Annotated in this window: 28 protein-coding genes; 5 read left to right on the top strand and 23 right to left on the bottom strand. The window is 72.0% G+C overall.

Going from position 1 to position 26603, the window contains the following annotated elements:
* Positions 1–101: 101 nt before the first annotated feature.
* From gatB to ACFV20_RS24925, 5 genes are all read right to left on the bottom strand, one after another.
* The gene (gene gatB, locus ACFV20_RS24945; protein ID WP_385659849.1) at positions 102–1616 is read right to left on the bottom strand and encodes an Asp-tRNA(Asn)/Glu-tRNA(Gln) amidotransferase subunit GatB; all 1515 of its coding nucleotides are present in this window, start codon (positions 1614–1616) and stop codon (positions 102–104) included.
* 16 nt (positions 1617–1632) lie between these two features.
* Positions 1633–1872: a hypothetical protein gene (locus tag ACFV20_RS24940; RefSeq protein WP_019329755.1), complete on the bottom strand. Its 240-nt coding sequence runs from the start codon at positions 1870–1872 to the stop codon at positions 1633–1635.
* On the bottom strand, positions 1869–3371 hold the full coding sequence (gene gatA / locus ACFV20_RS24935; protein ID WP_385659847.1) for an Asp-tRNA(Asn)/Glu-tRNA(Gln) amidotransferase subunit GatA: 1503 nt from the start codon (positions 3369–3371) through the stop codon (positions 1869–1871). Before gatA ends, ACFV20_RS24940 begins: the two co-directional genes overlap by 4 nt.
* 5 nt (positions 3372–3376) lie before the next feature.
* Entirely contained in the window at positions 3377–3673 is a 297-nt protein-coding gene (gene gatC / locus ACFV20_RS24930; protein ID WP_019754397.1) for an Asp-tRNA(Asn)/Glu-tRNA(Gln) amidotransferase subunit GatC, read from the bottom strand.
* 138 nt (positions 3674–3811) lie between these two features.
* A complete protein-coding gene (locus ACFV20_RS24925; protein WP_385659846.1) occupies positions 3812–4183 on the bottom strand; it encodes a DUF4267 domain-containing protein in 372 nt (123 codons plus the stop codon).
* Between the two features lie 96 nt (positions 4184–4279).
* Here ACFV20_RS24925 and ACFV20_RS24920 point away from each other — a divergent pair, with 96 nt between their 5' ends.
* A complete protein-coding gene (locus tag ACFV20_RS24920) occupies positions 4280–4867 on the top strand; it encodes a TetR/AcrR family transcriptional regulator (protein WP_385659844.1) in 588 nt (195 codons plus the stop codon).
* Between the two features lie 43 nt (positions 4868–4910).
* On the opposite strand, the gene ACFV20_RS24915 is transcribed toward ACFV20_RS24920, so the two are convergent.
* From ACFV20_RS24915 to ACFV20_RS24890, 6 genes are all read right to left on the bottom strand, one after another.
* Complete coding sequence (locus ACFV20_RS24915; RefSeq protein ID WP_385659843.1) at positions 4911–7193, bottom strand: putative bifunctional diguanylate cyclase/phosphodiesterase; 2283 nt, start codon at positions 7191–7193, stop codon at positions 4911–4913.
* A 259-nt stretch (positions 7194–7452) separates the two neighbouring features.
* Complete coding sequence (ligA, locus tag ACFV20_RS24910; protein WP_385659841.1) at positions 7453–9648, bottom strand: NAD-dependent DNA ligase LigA; 2196 nt, start codon at positions 9646–9648, stop codon at positions 7453–7455.
* A 15-nt stretch (positions 9649–9663) separates the two neighbouring features.
* A complete protein-coding gene (locus tag ACFV20_RS24905) occupies positions 9664–10671 on the bottom strand; it encodes a methionine synthase (RefSeq protein ID WP_385659839.1) in 1008 nt (335 codons plus the stop codon).
* A gap of 31 nt (positions 10672–10702) precedes the next feature.
* Positions 10703–11392: an SDR family oxidoreductase gene (locus ACFV20_RS24900; RefSeq protein WP_385659837.1), complete on the bottom strand. Its 690-nt coding sequence runs from the start codon at positions 11390–11392 to the stop codon at positions 10703–10705.
* A 184-nt stretch (positions 11393–11576) separates the two neighbouring features.
* A complete protein-coding gene (locus tag ACFV20_RS24895) occupies positions 11577–12116 on the bottom strand; it encodes a TIGR00730 family Rossman fold protein (RefSeq protein WP_385659835.1) in 540 nt (179 codons plus the stop codon).
* Positions 12113–12916, bottom strand: a complete 804-nt coding sequence (locus ACFV20_RS24890; RefSeq protein ID WP_385659833.1) for a class I SAM-dependent methyltransferase — start codon at positions 12914–12916, stop codon at positions 12113–12115. Before ACFV20_RS24890 ends, ACFV20_RS24895 begins: the two co-directional genes overlap by 4 nt.
* An 81-nt stretch (positions 12917–12997) precedes the next feature.
* On the opposite strand from ACFV20_RS24890, the gene ACFV20_RS24885 reads away from it, so the two are divergent.
* Positions 12998–13321, top strand: coding sequence for a DUF427 domain-containing protein (locus ACFV20_RS24885; protein WP_385659831.1), 324 nt, complete (start codon positions 12998–13000; stop codon positions 13319–13321).
* Between the two features lie 61 nt (positions 13322–13382).
* The gene (locus ACFV20_RS24880) at positions 13383–14165 is read left to right on the top strand and encodes an alpha/beta fold hydrolase (RefSeq protein ID WP_385659829.1); all 783 of its coding nucleotides are present in this window, start codon (positions 13383–13385) and stop codon (positions 14163–14165) included.
* An 85-nt stretch (positions 14166–14250) separates the two neighbouring features.
* Here ACFV20_RS24880 and mnmA read toward each other — a convergent pair whose 3' ends face one another.
* A complete protein-coding gene (gene mnmA / locus ACFV20_RS24875; RefSeq protein ID WP_385659828.1) occupies positions 14251–15381 on the bottom strand; it encodes a tRNA 2-thiouridine(34) synthase MnmA in 1131 nt (376 codons plus the stop codon).
* Between the two features lie 59 nt (positions 15382–15440).
* Between mnmA and ACFV20_RS24870 the strand changes: the two genes are divergently transcribed.
* The gene (locus ACFV20_RS24870) at positions 15441–16106 is read left to right on the top strand and encodes an N-acetylmuramoyl-L-alanine amidase (protein ID WP_385659826.1); all 666 of its coding nucleotides are present in this window, start codon (positions 15441–15443) and stop codon (positions 16104–16106) included.
* Between the two features lie 20 nt (positions 16107–16126).
* Here ACFV20_RS24870 and ACFV20_RS24865 read toward each other — a convergent pair whose 3' ends face one another.
* The 3 genes from ACFV20_RS24865 to ACFV20_RS24855 form a co-directional block, all read right to left on the bottom strand.
* Entirely contained in the window at positions 16127–17296 is a 1170-nt protein-coding gene (locus ACFV20_RS24865) for a cysteine desulfurase family protein (protein ID WP_385659825.1), read from the bottom strand.
* A 140-nt stretch (positions 17297–17436) separates the two neighbouring features.
* The gene (locus tag ACFV20_RS24860; protein WP_385659823.1) at positions 17437–17703 is read right to left on the bottom strand and encodes a DUF4190 domain-containing protein; all 267 of its coding nucleotides are present in this window, start codon (positions 17701–17703) and stop codon (positions 17437–17439) included.
* Positions 17704–17747: 44 nt separating this feature from the next.
* Positions 17748–17912: a hypothetical protein gene (locus tag ACFV20_RS24855; protein WP_385659821.1), complete on the bottom strand. Its 165-nt coding sequence runs from the start codon at positions 17910–17912 to the stop codon at positions 17748–17750.
* Between the two features lie 116 nt (positions 17913–18028).
* Between ACFV20_RS24855 and ACFV20_RS24850 the strand changes: the two genes are divergently transcribed.
* Positions 18029–18667 (top strand): TetR family transcriptional regulator, encoded by a 639-nt coding sequence (locus tag ACFV20_RS24850; RefSeq protein ID WP_385659820.1) that lies wholly within the window; start codon positions 18029–18031, stop codon positions 18665–18667.
* 85 nt (positions 18668–18752) lie between these two features.
* Here ACFV20_RS24850 and ACFV20_RS24845 read toward each other — a convergent pair whose 3' ends face one another.
* From ACFV20_RS24845 to ACFV20_RS24810, 8 genes are all read right to left on the bottom strand, one after another.
* Positions 18753–19613, bottom strand: a complete 861-nt coding sequence (locus tag ACFV20_RS24845; RefSeq protein ID WP_385659818.1) for a thioesterase family protein — start codon at positions 19611–19613, stop codon at positions 18753–18755.
* Between the two features lie 179 nt (positions 19614–19792).
* Positions 19793–20467 (bottom strand): trimeric intracellular cation channel family protein, encoded by a 675-nt coding sequence (locus ACFV20_RS24840; protein ID WP_385659817.1) that lies wholly within the window; start codon positions 20465–20467, stop codon positions 19793–19795.
* Between the two features lie 64 nt (positions 20468–20531).
* On the bottom strand, positions 20532–21692 hold the full coding sequence (locus tag ACFV20_RS24835; protein ID WP_385659816.1) for an ABC transporter ATP-binding protein: 1161 nt from the start codon (positions 21690–21692) through the stop codon (positions 20532–20534).
* Positions 21689–22771: an ABC transporter ATP-binding protein gene (locus ACFV20_RS24830; RefSeq protein WP_385659814.1), complete on the bottom strand. Its 1083-nt coding sequence runs from the start codon at positions 22769–22771 to the stop codon at positions 21689–21691. Before ACFV20_RS24830 ends, ACFV20_RS24835 begins: the two co-directional genes overlap by 4 nt.
* Positions 22768–23778, bottom strand: a complete 1011-nt coding sequence (locus ACFV20_RS24825; RefSeq protein ID WP_385659812.1) for an ABC transporter permease — start codon at positions 23776–23778, stop codon at positions 22768–22770. Before ACFV20_RS24825 ends, ACFV20_RS24830 begins: the two co-directional genes overlap by 4 nt.
* A 109-nt stretch (positions 23779–23887) precedes the next feature.
* Positions 23888–24175, bottom strand: coding sequence for a hypothetical protein (locus ACFV20_RS24820; protein WP_385659810.1), 288 nt, complete (start codon positions 24173–24175; stop codon positions 23888–23890).
* Between the two features lie 63 nt (positions 24176–24238).
* Positions 24239–26323: a 4-alpha-glucanotransferase gene (malQ, locus tag ACFV20_RS24815; protein WP_385659809.1), complete on the bottom strand. Its 2085-nt coding sequence runs from the start codon at positions 26321–26323 to the stop codon at positions 24239–24241.
* Positions 26324–26578, bottom strand: coding sequence for a hypothetical protein (locus ACFV20_RS24810; protein WP_385659807.1), 255 nt, complete (start codon positions 26576–26578; stop codon positions 26324–26326). It lies immediately after the preceding gene.
* Positions 26579–26603: the final 25 nt, after the last annotated feature.

Below are 26603 nucleotides of genomic sequence, written 5' to 3'. Positions count from 1 at the left end.
GCTGCGGGCGTGATGCCGCTGAGGGCGTGATGCCTCTGCGTGCATGACGAGGGGGGACGCACCGGGTCCGGTGTGTCCCCCCTCGTCGGGGCCACGGGAGGTCAGCCCTCGCTGACGCCCAGCTTCTGAAGGATCAGTTCCTTCACGCGGGCCGCGTCGGCCTGGCCGCGGGTCGCCTTCATGACCGCGCCGACCAGCGCACCGGCCGCGGCCACCTTGCCGCCGCGGATCTTGTCCGCGACGCCCGGGTTGCCGGCGATGGCCTCGTCGACGGCCGCCGTCAGCGCGCCCTCGTCGGAGACGACCTTCAGACCGCGCTTGTCGACGACCTCGTCCGGAGTGCCCTCGCCCGCGAGGACGCCCTCGATGACCTGACGCGCCAGCTTGTCGTTCAGGTCGCCCTTGGCGACGAGCTCGGTGACCCGGGCCACCTGCGCCGGGGTGATCGCCAGCTCGTCGAGCGCCTTGCCCGACTCGTTGGCGCTGCGGGCCAGCTCGCCCATCCACCACTTGCGGGCGGACGCGGCGTCGGCCCCGGCCTCGATCGTGGCGACGATGGGCTCCAGCGCGCCGGCGTTGAGGATGGCCTGCATGTCGGTCGCCGAGATGCCCCACTCCTCGCGGAGCCGGTTGCGGCGGACCAGCGGCAGCTCGGGCAGACCGGCGCGGATCTCCTCGACCCACTCCCGCGAGGGCGCCACGGGAACGAGGTCGGGCTCCGGGAAGTACCGGTAGTCCTCGGCCTCCTCCTTCACGCGGCCCGAGGTCGTCGACCCCGTGTCCTCGTGGAAGTGCCGGGTCTCCTGCACGATCGTGCCGCCGGAGGACAGCACGGCCGCGTGCCGCTGGATCTCGAAGCGGGCCGCGCGCTCCACGGACCGCAGCGAGTTGACGTTCTTGGTCTCCGAGCGGGTGCCGAACTTCTCGGTGCCGTGCGGGCGCAGCGACAGGTTCACGTCGCAGCGCATCTGGCCCATCTCCATCCGGGCCTCGGAGACGCCCAGCGCGCGGATGACCTCGCGCAGCTCACGGACGTACGCCCGGGCGACCTCGGGGGCGCGCTCGCCGGCGCCCTCGATCGGCTTGGTGACGATCTCGATGAGGGGGATGCCGGCGCGGTTGTAGTCCAGCAGGGAGTGGGACGCGCCGTGGATACGGCCGGTGGCGCCGCCGACGTGGGTCGACTTGCCGGTGTCCTCCTCCATGTGGGCGCGCTCGATCTCCACGCGGAAGGTCTCGCCGTCCTCCAGCTGCACGTCGAGGTAGCCGTCGAAGGCGATGGGCTCGTCGTACTGGGAGGTCTGGAAGTTCTTCGGCATGTCCGGATAGAAGTAGTTCTTCCGGGCGAAGCGGCACCACTCGGCGATCTCGCAGTTCAGCGCGAGGCCGATCTTGATGGCGGACTCGACGCCGGTCGCGTTGACGACCGGCAGTGCGCCGGGCAGGCCGAGGCAGACCGGGCAGGTCTGCGTGTTGGCGTCCTGGCCGAGGGCGGTCGAGCAGCCGCAGAACATCTTGGTCTTGGTGCCGAGTTCGACATGGACCTCGAGGCCCATGACGGGGTCGTACGACGCGAGTGCTTCCTCGTACGACACCAGGTCGGTCGTGGTGGTCACGGTGAGTACTTCCCTCTCAGCCCAGCAGGACGTCGTCGTCGCCCAGCCGCTTCAGCTCGCGGTAGAGAATGGCCAGGTTGGTGACGACGGCGGCTCCGGTCACGACGGCGTCGAGCAGCCGCAGCGTGTCGTTGTCTCCGCGGGCCTTCTTGATCTGCTTGTAGACACCGACGGCGCCGAACGCCGACGTGGCCATCGAGACGTACAGACCGGACTTGGACTTCTTGAAGCCCTTGGCCTTGGACAGTGCGCTCACAGCGACGGAGCCTCCTCGATCAGCGGGTGGCCCCACTTTTCCACGAAGGCGGCCTCGACGGCTGCGCCCACCTTGTACAGGCGGTCGTCCTTCATGACGGGGGCGATGATCTGCAGACCGACCGGGAGGTTGTCCTCCGGGGCGAGACCGCACGGCAGCGACATGGCCGCGTTGCCCGCCAGGTTGGTCGGGATGGTGCACAGGTCGGCGAGGTACATCGCCATCGGGTCGTCGGCGCGCTCGCCGATCGCGAAGGCGGTGGTCGGGGTCGTCGGGGAGACGATCACGTCGACCTGCTCGAACGCCTTGTCGAAGTCCCGCTTGATCAGCGTGCGGACCTTCTGGGCGCTGCCGTAGTAGGCGTCGTAGTAGCCGCTCGACAGGGCGTACGTGCCGAGCATGATGCGGCGCTTGACCTCGGGGCCGAAGCCCGCCTCACGGGTGAGGGAGGTGACCTCCTCGGCGGAGTGGGTGCCGTCGTCGCCGACGCGCAGGCCGTAGCGCAGGCCGTCGAAGCGGGCGAGGTTGGAGGAGCACTCGGAGGGCGCGATCAGGTAGTACGCGGACAGCGCCAGGTCGAAGGACGGGCAGTCCAGTTCGACGATCTCGGCGCCGAGTTCCTTGAGGAGCTCCACGGACTCGTCGAAGCGCTGGATGACGCCGGCCTGGTAGCCCTCGCCGCGGAACTGCTTGACGACGCCGACGCGCATGCCCTCGACGCTGCCGTTGCGGGCGGCCTCGACGACCGCCGGGACGGGCTCGTCGATGGAGGTGGAGTCCATCGGGTCGTGCCCGGCGATCACCTCGTGCAGCAGGGCCGCGTCCAGGACCGTGCGGGCGCAGGGACCGCCCTGGTCGAGGGAGGAGGAGAAGGCGACCATGCCGTAGCGGGAGACCGCGCCGTACGTCGGCTTCACGCCGACCGTGCCGGTGACGGCGGCCGGCTGGCGGATGGAGCCGCCGGTGTCGGTGCCGATGGCGAGCGGGGCCATGTGCGCGGCCAGCGCGGCGGAGGAGCCGCCACCGGAGCCGCCGGGGATCTTCGTCAGGTCCCAGGGGTTGCCGGTCGGGCCGTAGGCGCTGTTCTCGGTGGAGGACCCCATGGCGAACTCGTCCATGTTGGTCTTGCCGAGGATGACGACGTCGGCGGCCTTCAGGCGCTGGGTGACCGTCGCGTCGTACGGCGGGATCCAGCCTTCGAGCATCTTCGAACCGACGGTCGTGGGCACGCCCTCGGTGGTGAAGATGTCCTTCAGCGCCAGGGGCACGCCGGCCAGCGGGCCGAGCTTCTCGCCGCGCTCGCGCTTGGCGTCCACGGCACGGGCCTGGGCGAGGGCGCCCTCGCGGTCGACGTGCAGGAAGGCGTGCACCTTCTCGTCGACGGCCTCGATGCGGGCCAGGTGGGCCTCGGTGACCTGGACGGCCGTGAGCTCGCCGGAGGCGATCTTCGCGGCGGTCTCGGCGGCCGTGAGCTTGATGATGTTGACGTTGTCCGTCATGGCGGTTAGTCCTCCCCCAGGATCTGCGGCACCTTGAAACGCTGCTGCTCCTGGGCCGGGGCGCCGGAGAGCGCCTGCTCGGGGGTGAGCGAGGGACGGACCTCGTCCTCGCGCATGACGTTCGTCAGCGGGAGCGGGTGCGAGGTCGGCGGTACGTCTTGGTCGGCGACCTCGCTGACGCGGGCGACCGCGCCGATGATGTCGTCCAGCTGTCCCGCGAAGTGGTCGAGCTCTTCGGGCTTCAGCTCCAGACGCGCCAGCCGGGCGAGGTGGGCGACCTCCTCGCGCGTGATGCCAGGCATGCAGCGATCCTCTGGGGTGAGTGAATGTGGTGTGGCCCAATCCTATGGGGCGCGGGGCCGTGCCCGTGAAACGGTTTCGCCCGTCCGCCGCCGGCGATCCCGGCGGCCCGTCGAGCGGGACGAACTCGGTGGGCGCGGTCAGGCCGCGAAGAGCAGGGCGGCACTGACCAGGACGATGAGCGCGGTGGCGAAGTGGACGCCGAAGGCCACGGCCTTCGCGCCGCCGTGGCGCAGCACGATCAGGGTGTCGCCGAGCGGTATGAGGGCCACGGCGAGCATGAACCAGGCCTCGGCCCGGGCTCCCGCGAAGGCGAGCACGACGAGACCGGCCACCCCGAGGGTGCCGTCCCGCAGGCCCTTGATCGTCAGGTAGGCCCCGGCGTCGCCGCGCGGGTCGGCCGGGACGCCGTAGCCGGTGGCCGCGGGGCCGGGCTGGAAGAGGAAGCGGTAGCCGAGGAACAGGCAGAACAGGTTGAGCACGACGGCCAGGGTGTACGCGGTGACGGTCATGATCTTCTCCGTTTGCTGAATTTCTAGCAGCGCTAGGGACAAGAGCGAAGCTAGCAGAGCGTCGACAGGAACGCTAGCGATGCTAGGGTTTCTTCCATGACGATCCAGAAGCGCCGGGAGCGTGAACGAGCGGAACGGGAGCGGCTGATCGTGACGGCCGCGCGGGAGCTGGCGGAGGCGGAGGGCTGGGACGCGGTCACCACGCGCCGGCTCGCCGACGAGATCGAGTACAGCCAGCCGGTGCTCTACAGCCACTTCAAGGGCAAGGGCGCCATCATGGCGGCGGTCGCGGTGCAGGGCTGCGAGGAACTGGCCGGCGAACTGCGGGCGGCGCGCACGGCGGCCGGGAGCCCCCGTGAGGCACTGGCCGCGGTGGGCCGCGCCTACACCGCCTTCGCCCGGCGGCGGCCCGCGCTCTACGACGTGATCTTCACGCTCGACGTGGATCTGCCCTTCGCCACCCCCGAGGCACCCGCCGCCCTCCAGGACGCCTTCGGCGAACTGCTGCAGGCTGTCCAGCCGATCGCGGCCGAGGGCGAGGACATGGGTGCGCTGACGGAGACGTACTGGGCCGGGCTGCACGGGCTGGTGACCCTGATGCGCAGCGGCCGGCTGCCCGAGGAGGCGCACGAGCGGCGGCTGGGGCTGTTCATCGGCCACTTCGTGCCGCAGGGCACGCACTGACCGCCCACCCCGGAGCCGTCACCCCGGACGAGCGCGGCAGGGCCTACTCGTCGGCCGTCGCCGCGGGCAGCGCGGTGCGCGGGCGCTGCCATCCCCGGGGGCCCCGGGCCCGCAGCCACGCCGTGGTCTCCTCCGGGGGCATCGCGGCGGCGACCAGCCAGCCCTGGACGGCGTCGCAGCCGAGGTCCCGCAGGCGCTCCCAGGTCTCGTCGTCCTCGACGCCCTCGGCGACGACGAGCAGGCCGAGGGAGTGGGCGAGGTCGACCGTGCAGCGCACGATCTCCGCGTCCTCGGCGTCGACCGCGAGCCGGGCCACGAACGAACGGTCGATCTTCAGCTCGCTCACCGGCAGCCGGCGCAGGTGCACCAGCGAGGAGTAGCCCGTGCCGAAGTCGTCGAGGGACATCTTCACGCCGTGGGCCGTCAGTTGATTGAGGGTGTCGGCGGCACGCTGCGGGTCCTCCAGGAGCACGTGCTCCGTGATCTCCAGTTGGAGCGCTCCCGCCGGGACGCCGTGCCGGGCCAGCCGGGCGGCGACGGAGCCGGCGAAACCGGGGGTGTGCACATCGCGCGGGGAGACGTTCACCGCGACCGGCACGAACAGGCCCTGCTCGCGCCAGCGCGCGACCTGGCCGAGCGCCGTCTCCAGGACGTACTCGGTGAGATGGGGCATCAGCCCCGAGGACTCCGCGATCGCTATGAACTCGTCCGGCGGCACCTTGCCCCGCTCGGGGTGCACCCAGCGGACCAGCGCCTCCAGGCCCGCGACCTGCCCGTCGAAACGGACCTTGGGCTGGTAGTGCAGCTGCACCTCGTGCGCGTCGAGGGCGCGGCGCAGGTCGCCCAGCAGACCGAGCCGGTCGGGGGTGTTGGAGTCGCGCTTGGACTCGTAGACCTCGACGCCGGTGCGGTCCCGCTTCGCCTGGTACATCGCCACGTCCGCGCGCCGCAGCAGGCCTTCGGCGTCCAGGGCGTGGTCGGGAAAGACGGCGACCCCGGCGCTCGCCTCCAGCACGAGGGTGAGGCCGTCGAGGTCGAGGGGTGAGCTGAGGGCGGCCACAAGGTTGCGGGCGACCCGGGTCGCGGAGGTCGTGGAGTCGGCGACCGGGAGTAAGACGGCGAACTCGTCGCCGCCGAGCCGGGCGGCCTCCGCCCCGCGCGGCAGCGCCACCCGCAGCCGGTCGGCGATCTGCAGCAGCAGCCGGTCACCGGCCAGATGACCCAGCGTGTCGTTGACCGAACGGAACCGGTCGAGGTCGATCAGCATCAGGGCGGCGCGGGCATCGATCCGCTCCGCGTCGTCCAGCGCGGTCCAGATGCGCTCCAGCAGCCACTGACGGTTGGGCAGCCCGGTCAAGGGGTCGCGCAGCTGCTCCTCCGCCCGGGCCCGCGCGATCCACAGGGTGGAGTCCAGGGCGATCAGGGGGATGGAGAACAGCGGCAGCAGGATGGGCTTGGCCACCGCGACCACACAGACCAGCGGCGCGATGCCCAGCAGCGCGACGGCCACCAGGCCCTGTCTGACCAGGGCGGTACGGGCGACCGTGGGCAGCCCGGGGCGCGGGGCGTGCAGATACCAGAGCAGGACGCGGGTGACCATCAGGTAGGCGACGGCGACCAGGGCGACCTGGGGTGCCGTGGCGAGTGTCCAGGCGGCGGGCTCCGCCGGGGACTCCACGGACGGAACGGTGCCGAAGACGCCCAGCACGAGCGCGCCCGCGCCGATGCCGAGGAGGTCGACCGCGCCGTGCAGCACGCCCTGGCGCCAGCGGTTGCGGCGGGCCACGCCGACCAGGACGACGACCGTGAGGCTGACCATTCCGGCCGGGACCCAGCCGTAGAGCAGCAGCACGGCGAGGGTGAGGGCGGCGCCCGAGCCGGTGCCGCCCCACCAGCGGGAGCGGCCCAGCATGACGAGGTGGCCGACGATGACGCCGGTGAGCACCGCCAGCGACCAGCCGGCCGTGCCGGCCGGGAAGAGCGCGTGTCCGCCGGTGAAGGCCCGGTAGAAGCCGGCACCCAGGACGAAGCCGGCCGCCGCGACGACCGCGGCGGGCAGCGCGGGCCAGGACTGGTGCCGGTCGCCGTCCGCGTCCGGATCCGCGCCGTGCGGTCCGGGGGTGTGATCGGCGGCCGGCTGTGTCCCGGACCCGTCCGCGGCGCGCCCTCCGGCGCCGCGCCCCTCCGGGGTGTACTGTCCGACGGCGCGCACCTCCGCACCCGGACGCCCCGCCGGCCGTACGGCCTCACGGACCGCACGCCAGGCGGCCGCCATGCGGCGCAGGTGCAGCCGTGAGCCCGGCACGGCGCTCTCGGTCGGTTCCATTCCCGTCCCTCTCACAGCCGGCGGTGCCCACGCCCCGCGGCCCGGTGCCCGACAACCCTTAGGCGGCCCGCGCCCGAAAGCCCTTCCCCGCGCTCCGTGCGAGCACGACGATGCCCCGACCGCGGCTGGGCACGGCGGGCGCACATCTCAACAGTAGGCCGCAGAAGGCTTCCACGGGCAGCGGTCGCCGACGGTTGCCCGAATGCGCCCCGGCCACCCGTATGCATCTGGTATGCGCCGAACGGGTGGCCTTCAACCGCTACTCCTCGGCCGAAAGGGCGACTTCGGCCGCGGCGTCCGGTCCCTGCTCCAGCAGGACGCCGAAACCCTCCTCGTTCAGAACCGGAACCTTCAGCTGCATCGCCTTGTCGTACTTCGAGCCGGGGCTGTCACCGACCACCACGAAGGACGTCTTCTTCGACACCGAGCCGGTCACCTTGGCCCCGCGGCTCTGCAGCGCCTCCTTGGCGCCGTCCCGTGTGAAGTGCTCAAGGGTTCCGGTGACGACGACGGTGAGTCCCTCCAGAGGGCGCGGCCCCTCGTCCTCGCCGGTGCTCTCGGCCTCCATGCGGACGCCCGCGGCCTTCCACTTGCGGATGATGTCGCGGTGCCAGTCCTCGGCGAACCACTGCTTGAGAGAGGCGGCGATGGTCGGCCCGACGCCTTCGGTGACCGCCAGTTCCTCTTCCGTGGCCTGGTCGATCCGCTCGATCGAGCGGAACTCGCGGGCCAGCGCCTCGGCGGCGACGGGCCCGACATGACGGATCGACAGGCTGGTGAGGATGCGGGCCAGGGGGCGTTCCTTGGCCGCCGCGATGTTCTCCAGCATGGCGACGGCGTTCTTGCGGGGCTCGCCCTGCTGGTTGGCGAAGATCGTGGCGACCTTCTCCTCGCCGGTCTTCGGGTCGCGCTTGGGGAGGCCGCTGTCGGGGTCGAGGACGTACGCCTTGATGGGCAGCAGCTGCTCGATGGTGAGGTCGAAGAGGTCGCCCTCGTCGACCAGCGGCGGGGTCTTCGGCTCCAGGGGGGCGGTGAGGGCGGCCGCGGCGACATAGCCGAAGTGCTCGATGTCCAGGGCCTTGCGGCCGGCGAGGTAGAACAGGCGCTCGCGCAACTGGGCCGGGCAGGTGCGGGCGTTCGGGCAGCGCAGGTCGACGTCGCCCTCCTTCATGGGTCGCAGGGGCGTGCCGCACTCGGGGCACTCGCTCGGCATGACGAACTCCCGCTCGCTGCCGTCGCGCAGGTCGGCGACCGGGCCGAGGATCTCCGGGATGACGTCACCGGCCTTGCGCAGCACCACGGTGTCCCCGATGAGGACGCCCTTGGCCTTGACCACGTCCTGGTTGTGGAGGGTCGCGAACTCGACCTCGGAACCGGCGACCGTGACCGGCTCGACCTGGGCGTACGGGGTGACGCGGCCGGTGCGGCCCACGCCCACGCGGATGTTGACGAGCTTGGTGTTGACCTCCTCCGGCGCGTACTTGTAGGCGATCGCCCAGCGCGGGGCGCGCGAGGTGGAGCCGAGGCGGCCCTGGAGGGGGATCTCGTCGAGCTTGACGACCACACCGTCGATCTCGTGCTCCACGGAGTGGCGGTTCTCGCCGTAGTGGGCGATGAACTCCCGTACGCCCGCCAGGCCGTCGACCACCCGGTTGTGCCGGGAGGTGGGCAGGCCCCAGGTCTTGAGCAGGTCGTAGGCCTGGGACAGGCGGGTCAGGCCGGTGAAACCCTCCAGGGCGCCGATGCCGTGGACCACCATGTGCAGGGGGCGGGTGGCGGTGACGCGGGGGTCCTTCTGGCGCAGGGAACCGGCCGCCGCGTTGCGCGGGTTGGCGAAGGGCTTGTCACCGGCCTCCACCAGGCGGGCGTTGAGCTCCTGGAACTTCTCCATCGGGAAGTAGACCTCGCCGCGGATCTCCACGACGTCGGGCACGTCGTCGCCCTTGAGGCGGTCGGGGATCTCGGCGATCGTCCGCACGTTCGGTGTGATGTCCTCGCCGGTGCGGCCGTCGCCGCGGGTGGCCGCACGGGTGAGGCGGCCGCGCTCGTAGGTGAGGTTCACGGCGAGGCCGTCGACCTTCAGCTCGCACAGGAAGTGGTACTCCTGCTCGCCCAGTTCCCGGGCGATGCGCTCGGTCCAGGCGGCCATCTCCTCGTCGTTGAACGTGTTGTCGAGGGAGAGCATGCGCTCGCGGTGCTGGACGGCCGTGAACTCCGTCTCGTAGGACCCGGAGACCTTCTGGGTCGGCGAGTCCGGTGTGCGCAGCTCGGGGTACTCCTCCTCCAGCGCCTCCAGGGAACGCAGCAGCTGGTCGAACTCCGCGTCGCTGACGACGGGAGCGTCCTTCACGTAGTAACGGAAGCGGTGCTCCTCGATCTGCTCCGCGAGGCGCGCGTGCTTCTCCCGTGCCTCGGCGGGCACCGTCGTCGTCTCCGCCTGCTTGTCGCCGGCCACCGTGTCGTCCTCCCGTTACTCTGGGTTGTCCGCGAGGGATCTCGCCGCCCGGGCGCACTGCGCGAGAGCCCTGCGCGCGTACCCCGGGGAGGCCCCCGCGAGGCCGCACGCCGGGGTGACCGTGACCGCCTCCGCGAGAAGCCCCGGAGACAGCCCCAGCCTGCGCCACAGCGTCCTGACACCCATGACGCTACCGGCAGGGTCTGACAATGGGCCCTCCGCGGACGGCACGACACCGGTGAAGAGCCGGGTGCCGGCCTCCACGGCCTCCCCGATCGCCTCGTCGTCACGCTCGGTGAGCAGAGAGAAGTCGAACGAGACGGCGGCCGCACCGGCCCGGCGCAGCAGGGCGAACGGCACGTCGGGAGCGCAGGAATGGACCACGACCGGGCCCGCCTCGTGCACCCCGACGAGGTCGCGCAGCGTCTGCTCGACGATCTGCCGGTCGACGGCCCGGTGGGTGCGGTAGCCGCTGGCGGTCTTCACCTGACCGCGCAGGACGGCCGTCAGGGACGGCTCGTCGAGCTGGAGGACGAGCTGCGCGCCGGGGATCCGCCGCCGCAGCTCGGCGAGGTGCAGGCGCAGCCCCTCGGCGAGGGAGGCGGCGAGGTCGCGGCAGGCCCCGGGATCGGAGAGGGCGGCCTCGCCGCCCCGCAGCTCCAGGTTGGCCGCGAGGGTCCAGGGACCGACGGCCTGGACCTTCAGCGGGCCCTCGTACTCCTGCGTGAACTCCTCCAGCGCGTCGAGGTCCTCCCCGAGCCAGGAGCGGGCCCGCCTGGTGTCCCGGCCCGGCCGGTCCCCGAGCCGCCAGCCGCTGGGCTCCACGCGCGCGTACAGCTCGACGAGCAGGCCGGCAGTCCGGCCGATCATGTCCGCGCCGGGTCCCCGGGCGGGCAGTTCGGGCAGGAAGGGGAAGTCCTCGAAGGTGCCGGTGACGGTTTTGGCGGCCTCTCGGGCGTCGCCGCCCGGCATGGACCCCACGCCGGTGGCCGCGCCGAACCTGAACGGGCTGTTTTCACTCACCGGAGAAGCCTACGCAGGGGGCGTGCCGGGGTCAGCTCCCCGGGCGCACCGTCAGGTCGTTGACCTCCGCGTCGCGCGGCAGGTCCAGGGCCATGACGACCGTCGTGGCGACCGACTCCGGGTCGATCCACCGCGTGGCGTCGTAGTTCTTGCCCTCCTGCTGGTGGACCTTGGCCTGCATGGGGCTGGCCGTGCGGCCCGGGTAGACCGAGGTGACGCGGACGCCGTTGCCGTGCTCCTCGTGACGCAGGGAGTCGGCGAGGGCCTTCAGGCCGTGTTTGGAGGCGGCGTACGCGGACCAGTCGGCGTGGGCGTTGAGGCCGGCGCCGGAGTTGACGAAGAGCACGTGTCCGCGGGCGGCGCGCAGCTGGGGCAGGAAGTGGCGGGTCAGCTCGGCGGGGGCGATCAGGTTGACGTTGAGCTGGTGGCGCCAGGTCTTCGGGGTGAGTTCGCCGACCGGGCCGAGGTCGACGACGCCGGCGATGTGCAGCAGCGAGTCCACGCGGTCGGGCAGCGACTGGTGGGAGAAGGCCCAGGACAGCCGTTCGGGGTCCGCGAGGTCGCCGACGAGGGTGCGCGACCCGGGGAACTCGGCCGCCAGTTCCCTGGCGCGGCCGGCGTCGCGCGCGTGCAGCACGAGTTCGTCCCCGCGCGCGTGGAGGCGGCGGGCGACGGCCGCGCCGATGCCGGAACCGGCTCCGGTGATCACATGAGTAGCCATGCCCGCCATGCTCGCATCAGGGCCGGGTCACTCGAGCCCCGGCACTCCCGCCGCCCCGCGGGCGCGCACCCGCCACGGCCGGTCGCGCGCTGCCCGGCGATCCCGCCCCGCCCCGCCCGAGCCCGCACCCGAGCCCGCGCCCCCGCCGGCCCGCACCCGCACCCGCACCCGCACCCGCACCCGCCTACTCGATGCCCTGGCTCTCCTCCAGGTACGCCAGCGCCCCCACCGGGTCCTCGGCGAAGAAGACCAGGTCGGTGAGGGGCCGGGGCAGGAAGCCCTCGGTGTCCATGCGGCGGAACTGCTCCTTCAGGCCGTCGTAGAAGCCCGCGGTGTTGAGCAGGACCACCGGCTTGTCGGTGTGCCCGTGCTTCTTCAGCTCCAGGATCTCGGTCGCCTCGTCGAGCGTGCCGGTGCCGCCGACCATGATCACCACGGCGTCGGCCTTCTCCAGGAGCAGCTTCTTGCGCTCGGCGAGGTCCTTGGCGACGATCATCTCGTCGACGCCCGGGCGGGCCTTGGCCGCGAGGAACTGCACGGAGACACCGGCCAGCCGGCCGCCCGCCTCCTGCACCCCGTCGGCGACCACCTTCATCAGGCCGACGTCGGAGCCGCCCCAGACGAGTGTGTGGCCGCCCTTGCCCAGCAGTTCGGCGAACTCCCGCGCGGGGCGGGTGTAGCGCTCGTCGAGGTCGGCGGCGGACAGGAAGACACAGATGTTCATGACCCCACCGTACGGGCCCGGTCCGCCGCCGCGGTGACCCGCATTTTCGACTGCCGGTGCGGCAGGCGCTCCCAGTCGTCCATGAGGCGGGCGTCCAGGCCGTGCCGCGCGGCGAGGTCGGTGAGGGTCCGCGTCCGGTAGTAGAAGTCCTCGTGCAGGACCTGGTGCTCCTCCCCCTCCGTGCGGTCGAAGGTGAAGTCGAAGAAGCCGCCCGGTGCGAGGATCCGGCCGACGTGGGCGAAACACTCCTCGATGACGTGCGGCGGCGAGTGCGAGAAGACGCTGTGCGCGTGCACGACGTCGAAGTGGGCGTCCGGCAGGAAGGCGAAGGTGAGGTCGTCGGCGAGCGCCAGGTAGGGCAGCTTGGCCTGGAGCTTCTCGGCCACCAGGGTGTCCTGCGCGGCGAGCAGGATGTGCGGCGAGATGTCGATGCCGTAGTAGTGCCCGGTGTCGAGGTGGTCGATGAACAGCCGTCCGGCGCGCAGGTTTCCGCAGCCGATCTCCAGCATCCGGTGGTGCGGCAGCAGGCCGTGGCCCACCAGGTAGTCGAACTGCATGCGGCCGATGCGTTCCCACTGTTCGCGTGAGGGGTTGTGCCCGACCGCCGCTTCGGCGCTGCGGGCCGCGTCGGAGGCCATCACGGCCCGGTAGTAGGCGATGTGGTCCCGGTGGCGCAGCCGCAGCCAGGTGTCCCGCAGCGTGCGCCGGGCGTGCGCGGGCACCCGGTCCGGGTGCCGCAGGGCGTACCGGACCTGGTGCAGCAGCCGGGAGCGGTTTCCGGCCGGATCCGTGGCGCGCATGGGGGCCTCCTGGCGCGAGGGAAGAACTCGGCTTCAGCCTGCGCTGTAGCGGAGGAGTCGGCTACCCGAGGAGGGGCGATCGTGACGACAGGGCATCGCATCACCGTCGAGCGGAGCGGCAGGCGCGTGCGCGTGGTGCGCGGCGGGCAGGTGCTGGCGGACAGCGACCGGGCGCTGGTGCTGCGCGAGACGGGCTGTCCCGAGCGCTACTACATCCCGCCGGAGGACGTGCGCACGGACCTGCTGACGCCGTCCGGCACGCAGACGTACTGCCCGTTCAAGGGGACCGCCTCCTACTGGTCGCGGCCGGACGCGGCGGACCTCGTCTGGGCGTATCCGGACCCCAAGCCGGACGTCGCCGAGATCAAGGATCACCTGTGCTTCTACGAGGTGGAAGTGTTCTGATCGGCGGACGCGCCGCCCGCCTCATCGATGAACACCGCGCCGTGCGGCAGTCTGCATGAGCATGGACAAGAAGACCCTTTCGCGTGACGGCACCCGCATCGCCTACGAGAGCACCGGACGCGGCCCCGCGGTCGTCCTGGTGAGCGGCGCGATGTCGACGGGCGGCACCCTGGCGCCGCTGGCCGTGTCGCTCTCGGAGCGCTTCCAGGCCGTGGTGTACGACCGCCGGGGCCGCGGCGCCAGTGGTGACACCGCGCCGTACGCGGTGGAACGTGAGGTCGAGGACCTGGCCGCGGTGATCGAGGCGGTGGGCGGCGAGGCGCTCCTGTACGGCATCTCCTCGGGCGGGGCCCTGGCGCTGGAGGCGGCGGCGAGCGGGCTGCCGGTGCGGCGGGTGGCCGTGTACGAGACGCCGTTCGCGATGTCGGAGGAGGGCGCCAAGGAGCGTGCGGAGTACACCGGGCGGCTGGCGGAGGCGCTCGGTGAGGGGCGGCGCGGGGACGCGGTCGAACTGTTCCTGCGGCTGACGGGTCTGGCCGAGGGAGTGATCCAGGGCGCCCGCCAGTCCCCCATGTGGGCCGGTATGGAGGCGATGGCCCCGAGCCTCGCCTACGACGACGCCGTCATGCGCGACGGCCGTGTCCCCCGCTCCCGGCTGGGCTCGGTCGGCGTCCCCGTGCTGGCGGTGGCGGGCGACGCGAGCCCCGAGTGGCTGCGGGAGGCGGCCCGGGCGATCGCGGAATCGGTCCCCCAGGGCGCGTACCGCGCGCTGCAGGGGCAGACACACATGGTCGAGCCGAACGTGCTGGCGCCGGTGCTGACGGAGTTCTTCGGGCGGGGGTGAGCCGGGGGGGCGCGGGACCACGCGCGCGTGGAACCCGCCCCTGTCCCCTGTCCCCTGTCCCCTGTCCCCTAGCAGGATCAGGTGATCAGGCCACGCCCGCCGTGGCCCGGGTCGTCGACGCGATCGTCGCCGAGCCGACCACGCGCGTGCCGTCGTACAGCACGATCGCCTGGCCGGGGGCGACGCCGCGGACGGGCTCGGTGAAGGTGACCTCCAGGGAGCCGTCGACGACCTCGGCGCTCACCTCCGTCTCGCCGCCGTGGGCGCGCAGCTGGGCCGTGTAGGTGCCGGGGCCGGTGGGGGCGGCGCCGCACCAGCGGGGCTTGATGGCCGTGAGGGCGCTGACGTCCAGGGCGGACGCGGGGCCGACCGTCACCGTGTTGTCCACCGGCGAGATGTCGAGGACGTAGCGCGGCTTGCCGTCGGGGGCGGGGGTGCCGATGCGCAGGCCCTTGCGCTGGCCGATGGTGAAGCCGTACGCCCCCTCGTGCGTGCCGAGCTTGGCGCCGGACTCGTCGACGATGTCGCCCTCGGAGCGGCCGAGCCGGTTCGCGAGGAAGCCCTGGGTGTCGCCGTCGGCGATGAAGCAGATGTCGTGCGAGTCGGGCTTCTTGGCGACGGCCAGGCCCCGGCGCTCGGCCTCCGCGCGGATCTCGTCCTTGGTGGTGACGGTGTCGCCGAGCGGGAACATCGCGTGGGCGAGCTGCCGGTCGTCGAGCACGCCGAGGACGTAGGACTGGTCCTTGGCCATGTCGGAGGCGCGGTGCAGCTCGCGGGTGCCGTCCTCGCGCACGATCACCTGGGCGTAGTGGCCGGTGCAGACCGCGTCGAAGCCGAGCGCGAGCGCCTTGTCGAGGAGCGCGGCGAACTTGATCTTCTCGTTGCAGCGCAGGCAGGGGTTGGGGGTGCGGCCGGCCTCGTACTCGGCGACGAAGTCCTCGACGACGTCCTCGCGGAAGCGGTCGGCGAGGTCCCACACGTAGAACGGGATGCCGATGACGTCCGCGGCGCGGCGCGCGTCGCGCGAGTCCTCGATGGTGCAGCAGCCCCGCGCGCCGGTCCGGAAGGATTGGGGGTTGGCGGAGAGGGCGAGATGGACGCCGGTCACGTCGTGGCCCGCTTCGGCCGCGCGGGCGGCGGCGACGGCGGAGTCGACTCCGCCGGACATGGCGGCCAGGACGCGGAGGGGGCGGGGGCGCTGCGGGGTCTCAGTCATAACCCTTCCAGGGTACGGGGCGCGGGAACCGGGGCCGCCGGGTATCCGTTGTCGATCACATGGGACAGGGGAAGGCTTCGAAGGACGGTGACCGCAAGGTCGGCCGCCGCGCGCTGCTGATCGGCGGCACGGCGGCCGCGGCGGGCTCCGCCCTGCTCGCCCGGGACGAGCTGGCGCGTCTGTGGTGGCGCACTCCCGGCGTGGAGAAGCCGCGCAAGGAGGGCGAGGTCGACTACGCGGGCGCGCGCTGGGTGGCGGCGTCGGAGGCGAACTGGCGCCGTGCGGACCGCCCCGACGACTACGGCATCGACATGGTCGTCGTCCATGTCACCCAGGGCAGCTTCGCCAGCGCGGTGAAGGCCTTCCAGGACCCGGGGCACCGGGCGGCGGCGCACTACATCGTGGGGCAGGACGGGCATGTGGCCCAGATGATCCGCGAGCTGGACGTGGCCTACCACGCGGGCAACCGCGACTACAACGAACGCAGTGTCGGCATCGAGCACGAGGGCTTCGTGGACCGCCCGCAGGACTTCACGGACGAGATGTACGAGGCCTCGGCGCGTCTGACGGCCCGGATCTGCGCCCGCTACGACATACCCGTCGACCGCGAGCACATCATCGGTCACGTGGAGGTCCCGGGCACGGACCACACCGACCCGGGGCGGCACTGGGACTGGGAGAAGTACCTGCGCCTGATACGCCGGGCGCGTACGGGCCCGGCCTGATCTCCGGGAACGCCGTCCCGCTAGCTCAGTCCCGCCGCCCTGGCCCGTTCCACCGCAGGGCCGATGGCCTTGGCGAGGGCCTCGACGTCGGCCTCGGTGGAGGTGTGGCCGAGGGAGAAGCGCAGGGTGCCGCGGGCCAGGTCGGGGTCGGTGCCGGTGGCGAGGAGGACGTGGCTGGGCTGGGCGACGCCGGCGGTGCAGGCGGAGCCGGTCGAGCACTCGATGCCCTGGGCGTCGAGCAGGAGCAGCAGGGAGTCGCCCTCGCAGCCGGGGAAGGTGAAGTGCGCGTTGGCCGGGAGACGTCCGGCCGGGTCGGGGTCACCGCCGAGGATCGCGTCCGGCACGGCCGAGCGGACCGCCGTGACGAGCGCGTCGCGCAGGGCGCCGATCTCCGTGGCGAACCACTGGCGCTGCTCGGCGGCCAGTCGCCCGGCGACGGCGAAGGAGGCGATGGCGGGCACGTCGAGGGTGCCGGAGCGCACGTGGCGTTCCTGACCGCCGCCGTGCAGGACCGGCACGGGGGTGTACTCACGGCCGAGGATCAGCGCGCCGATTCCGTAGGGGCCGCCGATCTTGTGGCCCGAGACGGTCATCGCGGCGAGGCCGGAGGCGGCGAAGTCCACGGGGATCTGACCGAAGGCCTGGACGGCGTCGGCGTGCAGCGGGACACCGAACTCGGCTGCCGCGTCGGCGAGTTCGCGGACGGGCAGGATGGTCCCGATCTCGTTGTTCGCCCACATGACGGTGGCGAGGGCCACGTCGTCGGGGTTGCGGGCGATCGCCTCGCGCAGAGCGTCCGGGTGGACGCGGCCGTGGGGGTCGACCGGCAGGTACTCGACGGTGGCGCCCTCGTGTTCGCCGAGCCAGTGCACGGCGTCGAGGACCGCGTGGTGCTCGACGGGGCTGGCGAGGACACGGGTGCGGGCCGGGTCGGCGTCGCGGCGTGACCAGTACAGGCCCTTGACGGCGAGGTTGTCGGCCTCCGTGCCGCCCGAGGTGAAGACGACCTCGCTGGGGCGGGCGCCGAGGGCTTCGGCGAGGGTCTCGCGGGCCTCCTCGACGGTGCGGCGGGCCTGCCTGCCGGATGCGTGGAGGGAGGACGCGTTGCCGGTGGCACCCAGCTGGGCGGTGAACGCCTCAACCGCCTCCGGGAGCATCGGGGTGGTCGCGGCGTGGTCGAGATAAGCCATGGTGAGCCCGATTCTACGGCTCCTCCTCGACCGGCCTGAGAGCAAGGCTGGCCGAACGGGGACCGCTGTGCGGCGCGGCGACGGCCCGTCGTCCCCGGGCCCGGCCGCGGCGTACCGGCGGACGGCTGTCCGACGGCGGCTCAGAAGCTCCAGGAGATGGTGCTGTCGAACTCCATGAAGACCGCGAGGACCAGCAGGTCGGCGACGCCCAGGCCCAGACCCAGCAGCGCGCGGCCGCGGCGCTCGGTGCCGCGCCACAGGGCGACGCTCGCCAGCGCGATGGCGATCGGACCGAGGAAGAGATTGAGCACGAGCAGGCCGAGGAGGCCGAGGATGAAGGACGCGACGGCCATGCCGTCGGTGTCACGGATACCGGTGCGGCGCGAGGCCGGAGCGGTGAGCTGCATGATGATCGACTCCAGAGGTCGGATCGGGCCAGGGGCGGTCGGGGTCAGTGGGCCTGGGTGTGGCGGCGGCGGCCGCGTTCGCGGAGCGCGAAGATGCCGAGCCAGACGGCGATGACGGCGCCGACGGCGAGGGAGAAGGTGAGCGGTGCGTGGGCCACGGTGCCCAGGACGACGCCCAGCAGAAGAAGTGCGGCGACGATGAACAACACGGGAAACAACCCCCAGGGTTTCGGTGAACGGTTGTGGTTACACTTGTTCACTGACTTCCCAGTCTAACGCCTCTCATGACTTCCCAATTCCAGAGAACAGTTGTTAACTGCATGGTATGAGTCACACCCTCGGCATCCGGCAGGCCCAGAAGCAGAAGACCCGGCAGGCACTCCTCGACGCGGCCCTCGGGCTGCTGGAGGGGCAGAGCCTGAGCAGCCTGGGACTGCGCGAGGTCACCCGCGCCGTCGGCGTCGCCCCGACCGCCTTCTACCGCCACTTCCGCTCCACGGCGGACCTGGGCGTGGCCCTGGTCGAGGAGGCGCTGGGCAGCCTGCATCCGATGATCCGGACGACGGTGTCCACGACCGGCGACCACGAGGAACGCATCACGCGCACCATCGAGTTGATCGCCCGTCACGTCGACGGGTACCCCGCCCATGTCCGTTTCATCGCCCGTGAGCGACATGGCGGAGTTCAGCCGGTCCGGGAGGCGATACGGGAGCAACTGGCCCGGTTCGCCCAGGAGGTCAAGGACGAGCTGGCCAAGGACCCGGTGTCCGAGGGCTGGAGCGAGGACGATCTGCTGATGCTCGCCCATCTCTACGTCGACCAGATGCTGAGTACGGCGTCGCTGTTCCTGGAGGCCCTGGAGGGGCCGGAGGAGGAGCGCCCGGCCCGCACCCGGCATGTCACGGAGCTGGCGGCGCGTCAGATGCGGCTGATCGGGCTCGGGCGCCGTCACTGGCTGGATTGACACCCCGGGCACCACGCAAGGGCGGCGCGCCCCTTCGCCGGACGCGCCGCCCTCACCCTGTCCCGGGTGGACCCGGGCGTGGGATTCAGCCCAGCCGGGCCCGTGCCAGCTGCCGGGACTGCGCGACCAGCCGGTCCGCGCTGTCCCACACCTCGGCGTCCTCCTCCAGGAAGCCGCCGGCGAGGTTGCGCGTGGCGATCGACACCCGCAGCGGGCCCGGGGCCGGGCGGCAGCGGACGTGCACGGTCAGCTCGACGGTCGGCACCCAGCCCTTCAGCCCGAGCTCGAACGCGGTGGGCGGCAGGGCGTCGACCGCGAGCAGCAGGGACAGCGGATCGGGATCGCGCCCGTCCTTGAGTCCGAACCAGGCCCGCATCTCGCCCTTGCCGGAGGGCTGCCCGAGGGCCCAGCCGAGGGTGGACGGGTCGAGCTTGAGCATCAGGCGCTCGGTGATGGCCGAGCTGCCGTCGACGGGGGCGGGCCCGTCCTCCGGGCCGAAGCAGTGCTCCATCGGCGGGATCGCGGGCGGCCGGGCGGTCGTGCGGACGTCGTCGGGCAGGGCGTCCAGGTCGCCGTAGGAGGCGAGGACGCGGATGCGTTCCACCTCGTGGCCCTCGTCGTCGTACTGGAAGAGGGAGGCCTGGCCGGTCGACAGGGTGCGGCCGGTGCGGACGATGTCCGTGCGGACGACCGCGGGGCCGGGCTGGGACGCGGTCAGATAGTGCGCCGAGATCGTGAAGGGGTCGGCGTGCGGCAGGGCGTCCGCGAGGGCTCGGCCGAGGACGGCCAGCAGGTAGCCGCCGTTGACGGCGCTGATGATCGTCCAGCCGGCGGAGAGGTCGATGTCGTAGACGCCGGGCGCGCGGCGGGTGAGCGCGGTGTCGCGGTCGAACTCGCTGTCGCCGATCGTGGCCCGGGCGGCCGGGGCGGTGGCTGCTTCTGGCATGGCTGAACAGTACAAGAACTAACTACTAAGCGGTAGCTTTGCTGCTCCGCTCTCGACCGTCCTGGTGAGACACGGGCAACTCTTCGGTAAGTGTCCGACTGATCCGTAACCCATCGCCCACAACGCCAACGTGGTCCCCGCCTTCCGGTGGCTCGCCCAGGAGATGGGCGTCGGACCCGTCACGGCAGGACGGGCTGCTCCTCCTCGCTCACCGTCGACCGCCGGTGCCAGGCCCGTGGAGCTCGCCAGTGGTACCGCATCGCGAGCAGGCGCAGGACGAAGGCGGTGATCACCGCGAGGGAGCTGGTGAGCGGGTTCAGGGCGTCGTAGCGGATGCACAGGGCGGCCAGGGCGGAGCCGACGATCGCCGGGACCGCGTACAGGTCGCGGTCCCAGCGCAGCAGCGAGGGCACCTCGTTGGCGAGCACGTCCCGCAGCACGCCGCCGCCCACGGCGGTGGTCAGGCCGAGCCCGGCGGAGGCGGTCAGGCCGAGCCCGTACTCGTAGGCCTTGGTCGTGCCGGCGACGCAGAACAGGCCGAGGCCCGCCGCGTCGAAGACGTTCACCGCGACCTGGATGCGCTCCACCTGGGGGTGCAGGAAGAAGACCAGCAGGGTGGCGAGCAGCGGGGTGAGGAAGTACCCCAGGTCCGTGAACGCGGCCGGCGGCACCGCCCCGATGACCAGGTCGCGGAACAGCCCCCCGCCCAGCGCGGTGACCTCGGCGAGCACGGCCATGCCGAACACGTCGAAGTTCTTGCGCACCGCCAGCAGGGCGCCGGAGATCGCGAAGACGAAGATGCCGATCAGGTCGAGCGTGTGCTGGACGGACGGGCTGAAGAGTTGCTGGAGCACCCGAACATTTTCACCCACGGGTGAGCCCCCGCCCCGATGTACGAGGGCGGGGGCTCGGGGCGGCTCACTTCCCGGCGGTCGCGGCGTCGCTGCCCGTGGACTTCTCCACGCCGTTCTCCGCGGAGATCTCGTGCGCCGAGGACAGCAGCTTGGTGTCCTGGGGCTGCTGGTCCTCGAAGTTCTCCGGGTGGTGGCAGGCGACCTGCTGCCCGGCCCGCAGCTCCTTGAGCGGCGGCTCGGTCGTCTTGCAGATCTCCGTCGCCTTCCAGCACCGGGTGTGGAAGCGGCAGCCGCTCGGCGGGGCGATCGGCGAGGGCACGTCGCCCTTGAGCAGGATGCGCTCGCTCTTGACGCCCCGGCGCTTGGGGTCCGGGATCGGCACGGCCGACAGCAGCGCCTTGGAGTACGGGTGCATCGGCGACTTGTACAGCTGGTCGCGCTCGGCCAGCTCCACGATCTTGCCGAGGTACATCACCGCGATCCGGTCCGAGACGTGCCGGACGACCGACAGGTCGTGCGCGATGATCACATAGGTCAGGCCCAGTTCCTGCTGGAGGTCGTCCAGCAGGTTCACCACCTGCGCCTGGATCGACACGTCCAGCGCGGAGACCGGCTCGTCCGCCACGACCAGCTTGGGGTTGAGCGCGAGCGCGCGGGCGATGCCGATGCGCTGGCGCTGACCACCGGAGAACTCGTGCGGGTAGCGGTTGTAGTGCTCGGGGTTGAGGCCGACCACCGACAGCAGCCGCTGGACCTCCTTCTTCACCCCGCCCTCGGGCTCGACGCCCTGGAGGCGGAAGGGGGCGCTGACGATCGTGCCGATCGTGTGGCGGGGGTTCAGCGAGGAGTACGGGTCCTGGAAGATCATCTGCACGTCGCGGCGCATGGGGCGCAGCTCGCCGGTCTTCAGGTGCGTGATGTCCTTGCCCTCGAACTCGACCGTACCGCCGGTCGGTTCGAGCAGCCGGGTGATCAGCCGGCCCATGGTGGACTTGCCGCAGCCCGACTCACCGACGACGCCGAGCGTCTCGCCCTTGCGCACCTCGAAGTCGATGCCGTCGACGGCACGCACCGCGCCGGTCTGCCGCTGGAGCAGGCCCTTGCGGATCGGGAAGTGCTTCTGAAGGCCGGTCACCTTCAGCAGGACCTCGCGGTCGGCGGTGGTGCCCTGGGTGAGGGTGCTCCCGCTGGGGTCCGGTGTACTCACCGTTTTGTCGTCGCTCACAGCTTCGGCGCAATCTCTTCGGTCCAGATACGCTCCCGCTGCTCCTGCGTCATGTGGCAGGCGGCCCAGTGCGAGCCGCCGACCTCGGTCAGCTCGGGGCGGACCGTGCGGGTGACGTTGTCCTTCGGGATGTCCGCGTACGGGCAGCGCGGGTGGAAGGCGCAGCCGGACGGGAGGTTGATGAGGGAGGGCGGCGCGCCCTTGATCGGGATGAGCCGGTCGGTCTCCTCCCGGTCCAGACGCGGCATCGAGCCGAGCAGGCCCCAGGTGTAGGGGTGGCGGGGCTCGGAGAACACGTCCTCGGCGGGGCCGCGTTCCACGCACCGGCCGCCGTACATGACCAGGAGGTCGTCGGCCATCTCGGCGACCACGCCCAGGTCGTGGGTGATCATGATGACCGCGGAGCCGAACTCCTTCTGCAGGTCCCGGATCAGGTCGAGGATCTGCGCCTGCACGGTGACGTCCAGGGCGGTGGTCGGCTCGTCGGCGATGAGCAGCTCGGGGTTGTTCACCAGCGACATGGCGATCATGGCGCGCTGGCGCATACCGCCGGAGAACTCGTGCGGGTAGCCGTCGACGCGCTTGGCGGGCTCGGGGATGCCGACGCGGTCGAGCATCTCGATCGCCCGCTGCCGGGCGACCTTCTTGCTGACGTCGTGGTGGACCCGGTACGCCTCGACGATCTGCTGGCCGACGGAGTAGTAGGGGTGCATCGCCGACAGCGGGTCCTGGAAGATCATGGCCATCTTCCGGCCGCGCAGCCGCCGCACGTCGTCGGGGTCGGCCGCGATGAGCTCCTGGCCGTCCAGCCAGACCTCGCCGGAGACCTTGGCGCGCGCCGAGCGGTGCAGGCCCATCACGCCGAGCGAGGTGACCGACTTGCCGGAGCCGGACTCGCCCACGATGCCCAGGGTCTGGCCCTTGCGCACGTCGAAGCTGACGCCGTCGACGGACTTGACCAGGCCGTCGTCGGTGTCGAAGTGGATGCGCAGGTCGCGGACGGACAGGAAGACGTCGTCCGGTACGGACGCGGCGGTGGTGTCCGGTTCGCCGAGCGCGGCTTTGTCGAGCTTGCTCACGAGTACCTCACCCGGGGGTCGATGGCGGCGTACACCAGGTCGACGATCAGATTGCAGAAGACGATGAAGAACGCGGCGACCAGGGTCACGCCCATCACGATGGGCAGGTCGTTGTCCTTGATGGCCTGGACCGAGTAGGCGCCGATGCCCTGGAGCGAGAACACCGTCTCGGTGAGCACCGCGGTGCCGACCAGGGTGCCGAAGTCCATGCCGAAGATGGTGACGATCGGGGTGAGCGCGGAGCGCAGGCCGTGCTTGGCCACGACCGTGGTCTCCTTCAGACCCTTGGCCCTGGCCGTTCTGATGTAGTCCTCGCTCATCGTCTCCAGCATGCCCGCCCGGGTGAGCCGGGCGTAGAGCGCGGAGAAGAGGAACGCGAGGCTGATCCAGGGCAGCATCAGGTGCCAGGCCCATTCGGCCGGGTTGTCCGTGAACGGGACGTAGTCGATGCTCTCCCAGATCGGGATCTCGTAGACGAAGAGCGCGAGCAGGATCTGGCCGGTGAAGAAGATCGGCAGGGAGACGCCGGCGAGCGCGATGAACATGGAGAAGCGGTCGATCGGCTTGCCCTTGCGCAGGGCGGAGATGACACCGGTCGTCACACCGGTGACCAGCCAGATCACCGCCGCACCGACGGCCAGCGAGAAGGAGACCGGGATCCGCTGCTCCAACTGCGGCCACACCTCGATGTGGGCCTTGAAGGAGTACCCGAAGCAGGGTGCGCTGCAGTGCGTCGCGTCGGGGCCGAACTTGTAGTCGGCGCCCACCACGAGGCCCTTGATGAAGTCCCAGTACTGGACGTAGAGCGGCTGGTCCAGACCCAGGTTCTGCTTGATCGCGGCGACGGATGCGGGGTTCGCGTCCTTGCCGACGTACTGGGTGGCCAACTGGTCGGCCGTCTGCCCGCCGAGGCGGGGTACCAGGAAGAAGATGGCGAACGTGACTGCGCTGACCACCAGCAGCAACAGCACTGCGCCCATGACGCGTCGGATGATGTACGCAGCCACAGCGGTACGGCCCCGGGTGGGGGGCGGGGGGGGGGGGCCGGGCGGCCCCTCCCCCACCCGCGGGCCCCCCCCGGGGTCCCGCGCGCCCGCCCTCGGAGAGGAACGCGGATCAGGCCTTGACTTCGCTCGTCGCCTCGGCCTTGGTGGCGATGTTGGAGCTGGTCGGGTCCTTCTTCTTGTGCGACTTGTCGCCGACGATCACCAGCCCGGCGATGACCAGGTAGAGCACGATCGGGGCAAAGACGAAGAGGCCCAGCGTCTCGATGACGCTCAGGCCCGTGCCGGGGTCGTCACCGTCGTCGCGCGTGAGCGCGGAGGCGGGCGACGACAGGAGCAGCATCATCAGCGTCGTACCGGCTGCCAGGGCGCCGGCGCGCAGGGCGTTCTTCTTGTCCACGGTGTCAAAATATCCAACGCCCGGCGGGCCCGCGCGCCCGGGGTGCCGTAAGGGGCCCCGGGCTCACGACCCGTCCTCCCTGAGCACCTCCATCAGCGCGTGCAGGCGCGGTGAGGCCGCCAGGTCCTCCAGCGTCACCGGCCGCCCCTGCGCGTCCGCGATCGGCAGGCGCCAGTTCGGGTACTGGTCCCAGGTCCCGGGGAGGTTCTGCGGGCGGCGGTCGCCGACGCCGTCGGGGAGCCAGACGCCGATCATGCGGGCCGGGGTGCGCAGCAGGAAGCGGTGGACGGCCTGGATCTCCGCCTCCTCCGAGGAGGTGTCGCCGCCGCCGCTCGTGCCGTGCAGCAGGCCGAGCCGGGAGAGCAGGGACAGCCACTCCCCCGCGTCGGCGGCGGCCTCGGCGCGCTCCTCCTCCAGGGGCCGGGTCAGCAGCCCCAGGCTGTCGCGGAGTTCGACGTGCTCGCCGGTCAGGCGGGCTGCCGTGGAGGGCAGGTCGTGGGTGGTGGCGGTGGCCAGACAGTCGGAGCGCCAGCTCTCGGGGGGCAGCGGACGGCCGTCGCCCTCCCAGTCGCGCTCGAACCACAGCACGGACGTGCCGAGCACACCGCGCTCGCGCAGCGCCTCGCGGACGCCCGGCTCCACGGTGCCGAGGTCCTCGCCGATCACCAGCGCCCCGGCCCGGGACGCCTCCAGGACGAGCACGGCGAGCATGGCCTCGGCGTCGTAGCGGACGTAGGTGCCCTCGGTGGGCGGGTGGCCCTGCGGGACCCACCAGAGGCGGAACAGGCCCATGACGTGGTCGATGCGCAGGGCTCCGGCGTAGCGGAACAGGGCCCGCAGCAGCTCACGGAAGGGGGCGTAGCCGGACGCGGCCAGGCGGTCGGGCCGCCAGGGCGGCAGGCCCCAGTCCTGGCCTCGGGCGTTGAAGGCGTCCGGCGGGGCGCCCACCGACATGCCCGCGGCGAAGTACTCCTGCTGCGCCCAGGCGTCGGCGCCGCCGGGGTGCACGCCGACCGCGAGGTCGTGGACGATCCCGACCGGCATCCCGGCCTCGCGCCCGGCGCGCTGCGCGGCGGTCAGCTGGGTGTCGGTGAGCCAGGCGAGCCGGGACCAGAAGTCGACCCGGTCCATGAGGCCGTTGCGGGCCCGGGCGGTCTCGGCGGACCGCGGATCGCGCAGGCCGGTCGGCCAGCGGTGCCAGTCCGAGCCGTGCACCTCGGCGAGCGCGCACCAGGTGGCGTGGTCCTCCAGGGCCTGGCCCTGCCCGGCGAGGAAGTCGCAGTAGGCGGCGCGCCGCCCGGGGCCGAGGGGCACCTCGCCCAGCAGCTCCAGTGCCTCCCGCTTGAGCTCCCACACCGCGTCCCGGTCGATCAGCGCGCCCTGCCGCAGCACCGCTTCGCGCAGCCGGGCGGACCTGTCCAGCAGGTCGCGCAGGCGTGCGGGGTCCTCGACGTAGGCGGCCTCGGGGACGTCCTCGACGCGCAGGTGCACCGGGTCGGGGAAGCGGCGCGAGGAGGGGCGGTAGGGGGAGGGGTCGGTGGGGGTTCCGGGTACGGCCGCGTGCAGCGGGTTGACCTGGACGAATCCGGCGCCGAGCGAGCGTCCGGCCCAGCCGGCCAGTTCGGCGAGGTCGCCGAGGTCGCCCATGCCCCAGGAGCGGTGGGACAGCAGGGAGTAGAGCTGGACGAGGAGTCCGCAGGAGCGTCCGGCGGGCGTGGGCAGGCGGGGCGGGGCGACGATCAGGTGGGCGGTGGCGGTGCGGCCGTCGGGGGCGGTGGCGGTCAGCCGGTGCACGCCGGGCGGCAGGCCGTCCGCGTCGGTGCGGCTCTCGCCCTGCTCGGTGTCGATCCGCAGCCGGGTTCCGGCGGGGAGCGCGGTCAGGGCGGCCGGGGGGCTGCCGCCCCAGCCGACGACGGTCGGTGGCAGCAGCCGTTCGCCCCGTTCCTCCTCGCGGGCCGCGAGCGCGGCGCGGATCGCGCCGGGCGTGCTCGCGTCCACGCCGAGGGCGGCCAGGGTCAGGGTGACCGCGGTGGCCGAGGCCGCGACCGTGCGGTCCGGGGACGGGCTGTAGGAGGTGGCGACGCCGTGCAGGGCGGCGAGGCGGGACAGGTCCTCGGAGGGCGGGTCGGCCGGCCGGGGTGCGGTCATCTACATCCTCGTGAAGTCCGGGACGAAGGCCGGGGGCTCGCTGGTCAGGGGGGCGGCTTCGGCGAGCGGCGGCTCACTGGTGAGGGGCTCGGCGTCGGGCAGCGGGGGCTCGCTGGTCAGCGGCAGTTCGGTGTGGGTGCTCTCGGAGCTGAAGACGCAGTAGCGCGGGTCGTCGTGGTGGTCGTCGAGGTCGGCGGACGGGTCCGCCACGGGTTTGGACGGGGCCGGGAGCGGAAGGAAAGTCATCGCAGCCACGGGGGCCTCCTTGTCGGTTTCTGCT

Origin of the sequence: Streptomyces sp. NPDC059696, assembly GCF_042733745.1 — a bacterium.
Classification (GTDB): domain Bacteria; phylum Actinomycetota; class Actinomycetes; order Streptomycetales; family Streptomycetaceae; genus Streptomyces.
Note: the sequence above shows the minus strand (reverse complement) of the source record. Positions and strands in the feature narration are given on the sequence as shown.

What these genes read in the sequence shown, in the direction of transcription:
- ACFV20_RS24925 (WP_385659846.1), bottom strand. Translation starts at nt 4,183, where the DNA reads ATGACCGTCACCGCGTACACCCTGGCCGTCGTGCTCAACCTGTTCTGC.
- ACFV20_RS24870 (WP_385659826.1), top strand. Translation starts at nt 15,441, where the DNA reads ATGGGACAGGGGAAGGCTTCGAAGGACGGTGACCGCAAGGTCGGCCGC.
- ACFV20_RS24900 (WP_385659837.1), bottom strand. Translation starts at nt 11,392, where the DNA reads ATGGCTACTCATGTGATCACCGGAGCCGGTTCCGGCATCGGCGCGGCC.
- ACFV20_RS24880 (WP_385659829.1), top strand. Translation starts at nt 13,383, where the DNA reads ATGGACAAGAAGACCCTTTCGCGTGACGGCACCCGCATCGCCTACGAG.
- gatC (WP_019754397.1), bottom strand. Translation starts at nt 3,673, where the DNA reads ATGCCTGGCATCACGCGCGAGGAGGTCGCCCACCTCGCCCGGCTGGCG.
- ACFV20_RS24860 (WP_385659823.1), bottom strand. Translation starts at nt 17,703, where the DNA reads ATGCAGCTCACCGCTCCGGCCTCGCGCCGCACCGGTATCCGTGACACC.
- ACFV20_RS24890 (WP_385659833.1), bottom strand. Translation starts at nt 12,916, where the DNA reads ATGCGCGCCACGGATCCGGCCGGAAACCGCTCCCGGCTGCTGCACCAG.
- ACFV20_RS24865 (WP_385659825.1), bottom strand. Translation starts at nt 17,296, where the DNA reads ATGGCTTATCTCGACCACGCCGCGACCACCCCGATGCTCCCGGAGGCG.
- gatA (WP_385659847.1), bottom strand. Translation starts at nt 3,371, where the DNA reads ATGACGGACAACGTCAACATCATCAAGCTCACGGCCGCCGAGACCGCC.
- ACFV20_RS24845 (WP_385659818.1), bottom strand. Translation starts at nt 19,613, where the DNA reads ATGCCAGAAGCAGCCACCGCCCCGGCCGCCCGGGCCACGATCGGCGAC.
- ACFV20_RS24850 (WP_385659820.1), top strand. Translation starts at nt 18,029, where the DNA reads ATGAGTCACACCCTCGGCATCCGGCAGGCCCAGAAGCAGAAGACCCGG.
- mnmA (WP_385659828.1), bottom strand. Translation starts at nt 15,381, where the DNA reads ATGACTGAGACCCCGCAGCGCCCCCGCCCCCTCCGCGTCCTGGCCGCC.
- ACFV20_RS24895 (WP_385659835.1), bottom strand. Translation starts at nt 12,116, where the DNA reads ATGAACATCTGTGTCTTCCTGTCCGCCGCCGACCTCGACGAGCGCTAC.
- ACFV20_RS24920 (WP_385659844.1), top strand. Translation starts at nt 4,280, where the DNA reads ATGACGATCCAGAAGCGCCGGGAGCGTGAACGAGCGGAACGGGAGCGG.
- malQ (WP_385659809.1), bottom strand. Translation starts at nt 26,323, where the DNA reads ATGACCGCACCCCGGCCGGCCGACCCGCCCTCCGAGGACCTGTCCCGC.
- ACFV20_RS24915 (WP_385659843.1), bottom strand. Translation starts at nt 7,193, where the DNA reads ATGGAACCGACCGAGAGCGCCGTGCCGGGCTCACGGCTGCACCTGCGC.